Origin of the sequence: Streptomyces sp. NBC_01267, from assembly GCF_036241575.1 — a bacterium.
Classification (GTDB): Bacteria; Actinomycetota; Actinomycetes; order Streptomycetales; family Streptomycetaceae; genus Streptomyces.
This window is the reverse complement of the sequence record NZ_CP108455.1, coordinates 5,032,446-5,040,993: the sequence shown is the minus strand read 5'-3', so window position 1 is coordinate 5,040,993 and position 8,548 is coordinate 5,032,446. Positions and strand designations below refer to the sequence as shown.

Here is an 8,548-nt window from a genome sequence, read left to right as displayed (position 1 = left end):
CACCCACGACCGGCGCACACGGGCGATGCACCCGGCTGACGCACACGAGCAGTACGAGAAGCAGGAGAGGCGAGGTGGCCATGGCACACACGGAACCCGAGTCGAACAGCGAGGTGTCCGCTGCTGCGGAGACGTCGGAAGAGGCGGCGCCGGGAGCGAGTACGGAGAACGAGAAGAAGGCTGGGGCCGAGGCAGCGAAGTCCACCACTACGGCTCCTGCGGCTCCCGCGGCTCCTGCGACCACCTCGGGATCCGGGGCAGGCGCCGCCAAGGTGACGGAATCCGGAAGTAGTTCACCGAAGGGCGTCGCCGCGACGCTCGCCGGTGGCGTGATCGGCGCGGAGGTTCCTGACGCCGCCCGCGCGACGGAGAGCAAGGCACCGACACTCGAATCGGCACCCGAGCCGATGGCGGCCGAGAAGCAGAAGGCCGAGAAGCCCGAGCCGACTCCGGAACCTGCTCCGGAAGCCGCTCCGGAAGCCGCTTCGGAAGCCGTTTCGGAACCGGCCGCCACCGAGCCGGAGACCACTGCCGCCCTCGCCGCCGAGCCAGTCGCAGCCACCGCGACCGCGACGGCGGCAACGGCAACTCCCCGTGGGATAGCGGGACTCACCGCCGTCCTCGGCACCCTCACCCGGACCCGTACGCGTACCCGTACCGCCTCCGAGGCCGTCACCACCGTCGACGGTGCGGGCAACGGCCCCGAAGGCACCGACGCGGCGGAAGAGAAGTCAGCACCCGGCAAGGTGTCCCGGCCGATGGTCGCCGCTGCCGCGATCGGGGGCGTGGTGCTGCTGTCCCTCCCGTTCGTCGTCGCCTCGTCGACCGGCGGGGACGGCCCCCAGCACAACAACAGGAACAACGCCGCCGGATACACGGACCCCGCCCCGGGTGCGGACGGCTACGTACCGCAGGCGGATGCCTCCAAGGCCCCCCTGGGCAAGGGCAGTTCGAAGGGATCCGGCACCACGGGGGGAACGGCGGGCGGCGTGAACGCCCCGCCCATCACCGAAGCCGCGTCGGCGGACAACGTCGGCGGCGGCGACCTGCCCGCCGATACCAAGGCGGGCGACAAGACCCCGAAGGGCAAGACGGGCGGCAAGACCACGTCGACCAAGACGGGTTCCGACTCCGGCTCGGACTCCGGCAAGCAGACCGACACGAAGACGAACTCCTCGACGGGCAACGGCAGCCCCGCGACGCCGAAGAAGGTGTCGTCCTCCCCGACCGTGCTCTTCTCGGCGGTCGGCGGCATGCACTGCTCCAGCAGTGCGGTCACCTACACCGAGCACGGGAAGTACACGGACGGTCAGGAGGGCTGGACGACGCACGACGGTTCGTACGCCTCAGGTGGCTGCGAGGGCTGGTACCGCTCGATTCCCATGTCGGGTGACTCCGACGACAGCAGCAACTGGGCCGTCTGGAACTTCCGGACCGGTGACGTGAAGTCCGGCAGCTGCAAGGTCAGCGTCTTCATTCCAAACGACAGCAACGTCGGACACGTCGGCGGCCAGCCCACATACTACACCGTCCACGACGGCACGAGCACAGCAGGCTCCACCCAGCTCGGCCACTTCACGATCACCCAGGTGAGTCACCGTGGCCAGTGGATCGCAGCCCCCTCGTACAAGATCAACAGCGGCGTGCTGAGCGTCAAGATGCACGACCGCGGCGACGACTGGAGCTCGTCGTCACGGAAGAACGCCCACAACGCCGCCGCGCCGATCCGGGTGGAGTGCACCAAGTAGGGCGCTAATCCGCCACGCAGGGCAGCACCACCCACATCCGGGTACCTCCCCCGGGCTCGTCCGCCGCCCCCGTCCCCCAGCTCCCGCCCTCGGCCCTGACCAGACGGGCCACCACCCGCAGCGCGCCCCGACGCCGGGCGTCGCAGACGGCGGCGAGCCGGGGATGGGGGTGTCGCGGATGCGCGTCGTAACTGACGATACGAACGGCGCCGTCCCGGTAGCGGAGCGACAGATGAACCTGCCCCTCCGGCGCGAACCGGCTTGCACACGCGGTGAGTTCACTCACCGCGAGAACAACGGAGTCGGCCACCACCCCGAGCCGATGCGCCTCAAGCACGGCCCGCGCCGCCAGCCGCGCAACGGCGGCACTGCGCGGTGCGGCGGGCAGCGTGAGGCTGTACGCAAGGGCCGGCACCTCACCTTCGGGCGTGGGCGGCGCGGGACATGGCGTAACAGTGGTTGCGAACATGATCAGTCGGCTCCTTCGAACGCAGGGTTCGGCGCGGTCGGTGTCCTGTCTCCCTGACGCGGGGCCACCCCTCCCAGGGGAGGAGACTGCGGGCAGGCTCGCGCGATGCACTTCCAACTCGCCGTGTGTGAGCGGTGCGTTACCGACTGTAGAACATTCGGGAGTACATGTACTACGTTCTGCGAAACCGCCAGTGTGGACCGATCGCTCGCGCCCGGGGCAGACTGAGCCCGGTACCCGGTTCGAGAGCGAGGACTCATGCCGCCAAGGAGCACCCCCACCGCGCGCCAGAAGCGACTCGGTGCGGAGCTGCGCAAGATGCGCCTCGCGGCGGGCATGAGCACCGAATACGCTGCCGGTCTGCTCGACGTGCCCCGCACCAACATTCCGAATATGGAATCCGGCCGATCCGGGATCAGCGCCGCACGGGTACGCACCCTGGCGGGCAACTACGGCTGCCCCGACCAGGCGTTCATCGACGCTCTGGCCGCCATGGCGAGCGAGCGCGGCAAGGGCTGGTGGGTCACGTACCGGGGACAACTCCCCTGCGCGTTACTGGACATCGCCGAGCTGGAGTGGCACGCGGTGGCCCTCCGTATCGCCGTGACCATCCACCTGCCCGGACTGCTCCAGACGGAGGCGTACGCCCGCGCGGTCTTCGGGCATGTCATTCCCCGGCTGACGGATTCCGATCTCGACGCACGGTTGATGCACCGCATGGACCGCAGGCAGGTCCTGGAACGTCCGGACCCACCGACCGTCGACGTGATCATCCATGAAGCGGCCCTGCGGATCGAGTTCGGCGGCACGGCCACGATCCGTGCACAGCTGGCCCACATCCTGGAGCTGTCCGAGCGACAGCACATCGTGGTGCGTGTCATCCCGTTCAAGGAAGGCGGCTTCCCCGGCGCCGGGCAGTCCGTCGTCTACGCCTCGGCCTCCGTACCCGCGCTCGACGTGGTCGAACTCGACGCCACCCACGGGCCGGAATTCCTGGACACGGACATACAGCTCGCCAAGTACAGGGCCCAGCTCGACGCGTTGCAGACACGCGCACTGGCACCGGCGGAATCGCGCACATTCATCAGCAATCTCGCCCGACAACTCTAGGAGCCGGACAGAACATGCCCGAGATCAACTGGGAAAGCCCCTTCTGCGGCGAGGGCGCAAACTGCTTCCGACTCGGCACCGACGCCGACGGCAACGGCTACATAGCCGTCCGCGGCGACGAATCCCGCTACATCACCGACAGCGCGGAAGCCCTTCGCACCATGATCCGAGACATCAAGGCGGGCAAGGCGGATCACCTGCTGTAGGGGCAGGAGAATGGCTATTTCATCCCTTGAGGCACTACCACTGGCACCTGCAGCGCTTCACTTTGCGCGAGGCGGGCATTTCGCGACGGCGGCTCGAATCACTCCGGATCACGGGCGGGGTACACAACCGTCGCCGGCGGCGAGCAGGAGACCACCGCCTTAGCCCATCCCGCCCACCGATGAGCACTGCTCACGCCCAAAGCTCCGCGCGGGCACTATCCCTGCAGGTCCAACCGCATCATCTTCGCCTCGGCGGGACTTACTCTTTCAGGAGCCTGGTTGATCTCTGCTTGCACTGCCGGGATCAGGTTCCCCAGCTGGGCCAGCATGACCTTCCGGCGCCCTTCGATATCCGAGTGCCAGGTCTTCGCGTTCCGTCCCGCCCAGGATCGCTTCTCTCCGACGTCAGCAGATGCCTTCTTCAACAAGCCCGTGAGATCACGCATCTCATGCTCGATGTCACTCTTCAACCTCACCAGGGCTTGCCGCCGCGGGTTTTCGACCTTGGCCGGATCACCACTCATCAGACTCCCCCTCCAGTCAGGGTGATGAGTCTTCCACAGGGATCCGCCGATTGCGGCACATTGCGCCCGGGTGCCCCCCCCCCAACTGAGCACGACACAGCCTTGGTTCATGCCGCCGTGACCGGCCGAGCAAGGGCTGGTAGCGTCCTGTAGCTGCACGGTCACGCGAGGATGGGGGCAAGGCGATGAGTGATCCAGGTGGCGGCGGGGACACCTTCTGCGGAATCAACCCTGAGGCACTCCAAGGCACGATCGCTTCTCTTAAGACAGATGCGGATCGATTACACGGAAGCGCTTCACGGTTCAAGAATCGTTTCGATCGTCTCGGGATCGACGCGCAGTCCCTGACGAAGCTCGTCCACATTGCCAGTTGGGCCGATGACCAACTACCCATGCTGCGCCGGCGCCACCACCTGGCGGTGCTCATCGATCAGGGTGGCAATCCGTTCACGCACTATCCAAACCATCCAGACATGATCATGTTCGATGATGCCGAAGTCACCGAAGGGCCACCCAAAGCCAGCGATCTCCCGGACGGCACAGACCCCAAGCTGAACGCGGACTGGTGGGGCGCCCTCACCCCGGGGATGAAGGCGGAGCTGCAATTCCTCTACCCCGCTCGTATCGGAGCACTGGACGGCCTGCCCGCCGAAGTCCGCGACAAGGTGAACCGCGTCGTCTTCGACAAGCTTCACGAGACGACTCAAGAGAAGCTTGCGAAGCTGAACGCGCAGGAGCCTGTCAAGTACGAACAGGGGTACAACCCCTACACCGGCACACGGCTACCTGGCGAGATGGTCGAAAGCTCAGCGTGGCAGCACTGGAAGGAGGAGAGGGGGCAGCTCGAAGGGCAGGTCAAGGGTATGGATGCGATCCACTCGCGCCTTGGTCGAACAGGCTCCGGTGACCTGCCACGGGCATACCTGCTGGGTATCGACACACACCAGCTCGGCCACGTCATCATTGCCAACGGGAATCCCGACACCGCTGACCACACGGCGGTGTTCGTACCTGGCACGACATCGAAGCTCGCGGGAGCGGGTGGCGACATGACCCGCATGGAGAATCTCTGGAAGACGTCCAGCGCAATGGCCCCTGGACAGAACGTCTCTACGATCACGTGGATCGGCTATGACGCTCCACAGAGCATCGTTCCGCAAGCCATGTCAACGTCTTACGCCGACAAGGGAGCTCCTGTGCTCAATCACTTTCTCGACGGTCTTCAGACTGCACAAGGCGGATCGGACGCGAGCCACGCCACGGTCATCGGCCACAGTTACGGCAGCACGCTGGTCGGCGACGCCGCCAAGCAACACGGACGCTTCGCCGCCGACGACATCGTGGTTGCCGGTAGTCCTGGCATGCTAGTCGGAAACGCCAATCAGCTCGACGTCGGCGCCAAGCACACCTGGTCGGAAGCCGCCTCCACCCAATACGACCAAGTACCTGCGGGCGGCAAGCTTGCGGGCCTGGGTGGTAGCAGTGTGGAGGTCCGTACGTGGCATGGAATCCCTTACGATGCAACCGTCAACGTGGACGTCGTACCATCGGACAGGGGATTCGGGGCAAATATCATGCAAACGGATTCGCATAGTCATGGAGGCTACTGGGATGACAATTCCATCAGCCTCAGGAATCAGGCCGCTGTAGTCACTGGCCACTACGGCAAGGTGAGGCGTGACTAAACGATGGGCGGCCACATTTGGCGGTTGCCGTGGCGCAATGACATTGCCGATCGCCGCAATCTTCGCCATTCTGACGGGATGTTCGGATATGCCTAAATCCAACGGCCTCGGATACACCCCAGAAACCCGAGATGTCTCCAGCGTAAGAGACGAGGCGCGGGAGCTTTCGACGCAGCTTCGAAATCTCATGGGACTGAAGGGGAAGGTGACGAAACCTGGCCCCGGAGTTGATCTCTGCGGCGATCAGGATCCGGATAACCTGTACGTAATTCGCCACCCTTGGTCCCTCTACGGAGCACCCGTCGAGGATATGAAAAAGGCCATGGAACGGCTTAGCCTAGAGCTTCCACGCCACAATTGGAAGATCGTCAGATTTGGCCCGGACAGTAGTCCGTCCAAGAGTCTGGAACTCATCGCCAACTCCACGAAGGGGAAGTTTTCAGTGGATATCACCCTCTTCGATCAGCGAAACGATACAGGCGACGCCCCGAGCGCAAGCAAGGTCTCCCTCATCAATGTCGAGCTAGTGTCTGCCTGCTTCCGCACCCCGCACGGCAAGACGGTCAATCAAGACTGACATAAAGTTGAACGGGATCATGTCTGGTACCTCGGTTCTCAACATATCTCTACTAGAGTTTCGTGATCCTCTTAAGGACGCCCTTTGCTTGGCCGGGTCAGTGATGGCTCGTCAACGCCGGGCCAGAAGTTCTTGCAGAGTTTCCCGAATGTTCCAAACGATTCAGTAGCGTCCGTCGTCCTTGTCGACCGCGCAGTGGACCCGTGCAACAACTTCGGGCTTCTCCCGGGAGGTTGCTGCACCGGTCCACGCGACCAGCTGTACACGGCAACGCTCGTCCCAGGCATCGCCTTCTTAACGCGTTGCAGGCCTAGCGGTTGATGGCCTGGATCTCCTGGACAGTCACGTCCTGGGTTGCACCGAACTCCCCATCAGGCAGAGACTGTTCTTTGGATACCCCGGTGCCAATCCAGTGAATCTCCCACGTGACGGTGGCTCTGAGCTTGTAAGTTCCGTCTCCGGAGGACCGCAAATACTCCACGCCGCAAGGCGGAGTCACATCGGCCTTTCCATTCGCGTATGGCTCACCGATACGTCCATGGTTGATCGGACACTCACCAGAAGCCGGAAACGTGGTCGCTTCATCAGTTCCAGGTTCCAACCGGAGGGACACAGGCGTGGCCGTTGTGGTGGCCTGGATGTTGAGTCCGCCCGCATTCAGGGCAGCGGTGACAGAGACCGACTTAAACTCCACCTTGTCCAACCAAGCCCAGGTGGGAAGGTTCACCTTGGTCGCATCGGCCGGGGCAAGCGTGACCTTGGTGTCGGGAACCTTGATCTTGTTGTAGGCAAGCTGGGACAGGATCTCGGGAGTCACAGCATTCTTGACCTTAGGGGTCACGCCGTTCTTCACCCAGAAAGTAGCGGTGTCGCATTCGAACGCTGCCGGGTCTCCCGCCTCTTCGCGCTTCTTGTCCCGGACCGCATCCCACCACATACCCTTGCCGGTCTCGGACTTATTGAAGTCCTTATAGGGTTTGCCCTTGATGTAGTGGTCCTGATCCAGGGAATGCGCTTCCCCCACACCACTGGCATGAGGGATGTCCCAACGCCGCTGGAACTCATCCTTGAACTCTGCAGGTGACCACTTGGGTTCGTACCAGCAGGCGGGCGGCGTCCAGTTGCTGACCGAAGTCATTGGTGTAGCAGACTTGTTGCTGCCGTTGTTCGACTCGTCGAAGTGGATTGCGGTGGCGTAAAGGGTGTCTTTCGGTCCGCTCGGTTCCGTGGGATCGCTCTCCGTCGCACCACCTGCCCCTCGGCTACCGCCGGCGAAGGCCGGTTGGACTGTCAGTGATAGCGCGAGGCTCAGCGCGCCAACAATCCAGCGCCTTGCCCACTTGCGTGTCACTGGCACTGCTTTGATCCCCGCTGAGAGAAGACTTCAGTGGTCTGCCAGGTACCGTCGTTGTTCTTCTTCAGGCGCGTATTGTAGAAGACCAGGGAGTCGGTAGGGTCACTCACTTCGCCTGACTTCTTACCGGTCTTGAGGTCCTTGTTGTACGACTTCGACTCGTCCGAGCAGTAAGTCAACGTTGCCACGTTCATCTTCAGCGAAGTGACCTTGCGGTCGTAGTAGCGAACTTCACCCGTCCACGTGATACCGGAATCGAAGAACCCCTTCACCCACTTCGCCGCCGAAAGAGCTGCGTCCCCTGCGTTGTAAAAGTTGAATGCCGGACGGTCCAACGAGCGGGCATTGATCGCATCGTCGAGCGAACTGATCCGCTGCTCGTTGTCCCTGAGGACAGCATCCTTCACCGGGTCCCCGGTCGTTCCGCCCTCGAAGACGTTCTTCATATCCTTGGCAAGCGTGATGTTTGGACGGCCTGCCGTGTCAGAGGGGCTCGCGCTCGGCGAACTCGACGGCTTCTCGTTCCCGCTGTCGGCACCCGCGATCTTGCCCATGTCCTTCGGATTGTCATCACTGCCGCCACAGGCCGACAACAACAAGGCTGTCGCAGCGGCGAGCGTGGCAACTACGGGCAAAGAACGGCGGTTCACTAACAACTCCCGGTGGGATGACAGGTATCTCAGTCGTACTGACGCTATCCGTGGCGTGCAGAGTTCGCCAGCGTCAACTTCCACCCGAGCAGACAGGAAGCTCGCATTTCGACTCCCGATATCGTCTCGACCCGGATACAAGCCCTCGCCCCTGGGCTCATCCAGCGGACTGCGCCCCCAACTCCTCCCACACGCCTGACGACGCGTACAGGCCAGCACACCACA

Annotated in this window: 9 protein-coding genes; 5 read left to right on the top strand and 4 right to left on the bottom strand. The window is 63.6% G+C overall.

What is annotated here, in order from left to right; all coding sequences use genetic code 11:
• The first annotated feature begins 80 nt into the window (after positions 1–80).
• Positions 81–1,748: a hypothetical protein gene (locus OG709_RS23355; protein ID WP_329167642.1), complete on the top strand. Its 1,668-nt coding sequence runs from the start codon at positions 81–83 to the stop codon at positions 1,746–1,748.
• A 4-nt stretch (positions 1,749–1,752) separates the two neighbouring features.
• On the opposite strand, the gene OG709_RS23350 is transcribed toward OG709_RS23355, so the two are convergent.
• On the bottom strand, positions 1,753–2,163 hold the full coding sequence (locus OG709_RS23350; RefSeq protein WP_329167641.1) for an ATP-binding protein: 411 nt from the start codon (positions 2,161–2,163) through the stop codon (positions 1,753–1,755).
• Positions 2,164–2,475: 312 nt separating this feature from the next.
• On the opposite strand from OG709_RS23350, the gene OG709_RS23345 reads away from it, so the two are divergent.
• Positions 2,476–3,327: a helix-turn-helix domain-containing protein gene (locus OG709_RS23345; protein WP_329167640.1), complete on the top strand. Its 852-nt coding sequence runs from the start codon at positions 2,476–2,478 to the stop codon at positions 3,325–3,327.
• Between the two features lie 14 nt (positions 3,328–3,341).
• A complete protein-coding gene (locus tag OG709_RS23340; protein WP_250299817.1) occupies positions 3,342–3,533 on the top strand; it encodes a hypothetical protein in 192 nt (63 codons plus the stop codon).
• Between the two features lie 215 nt (positions 3,534–3,748).
• Here the strand turns inward: OG709_RS23340 and OG709_RS23335 are convergent, their stop codons facing one another.
• Complete coding sequence (locus OG709_RS23335; protein ID WP_329167639.1) at positions 3,749–4,057, bottom strand: hypothetical protein; 309 nt, start codon at positions 4,055–4,057, stop codon at positions 3,749–3,751.
• 185 nt (positions 4,058–4,242) lie between these two features.
• On the opposite strand from OG709_RS23335, the gene OG709_RS23330 reads away from it, so the two are divergent.
• Complete coding sequence (locus tag OG709_RS23330; protein WP_329167638.1) at positions 4,243–5,742, top strand: alpha/beta hydrolase; 1,500 nt, start codon at positions 4,243–4,245, stop codon at positions 5,740–5,742.
• A 37-nt stretch (positions 5,743–5,779) separates the two neighbouring features.
• Positions 5,780–6,319: a hypothetical protein gene (locus tag OG709_RS23325; protein ID WP_329167637.1), complete on the top strand. Its 540-nt coding sequence runs from the start codon at positions 5,780–5,782 to the stop codon at positions 6,317–6,319.
• Between the two features lie 310 nt (positions 6,320–6,629).
• Here OG709_RS23325 and OG709_RS23320 read toward each other — a convergent pair whose 3' ends face one another.
• Positions 6,630–7,676 (bottom strand): hypothetical protein, encoded by a 1,047-nt coding sequence (locus tag OG709_RS23320; RefSeq protein ID WP_329167636.1) that lies wholly within the window; start codon positions 7,674–7,676, stop codon positions 6,630–6,632.
• Positions 7,667–8,323: a hypothetical protein gene (locus OG709_RS23315; protein ID WP_329167635.1), complete on the bottom strand. Its 657-nt coding sequence runs from the start codon at positions 8,321–8,323 to the stop codon at positions 7,667–7,669. Before OG709_RS23315 ends, OG709_RS23320 begins: the two co-directional genes overlap by 10 nt.
• Between the last annotated feature and the right edge of the window lie 225 nt (positions 8,324–8,548).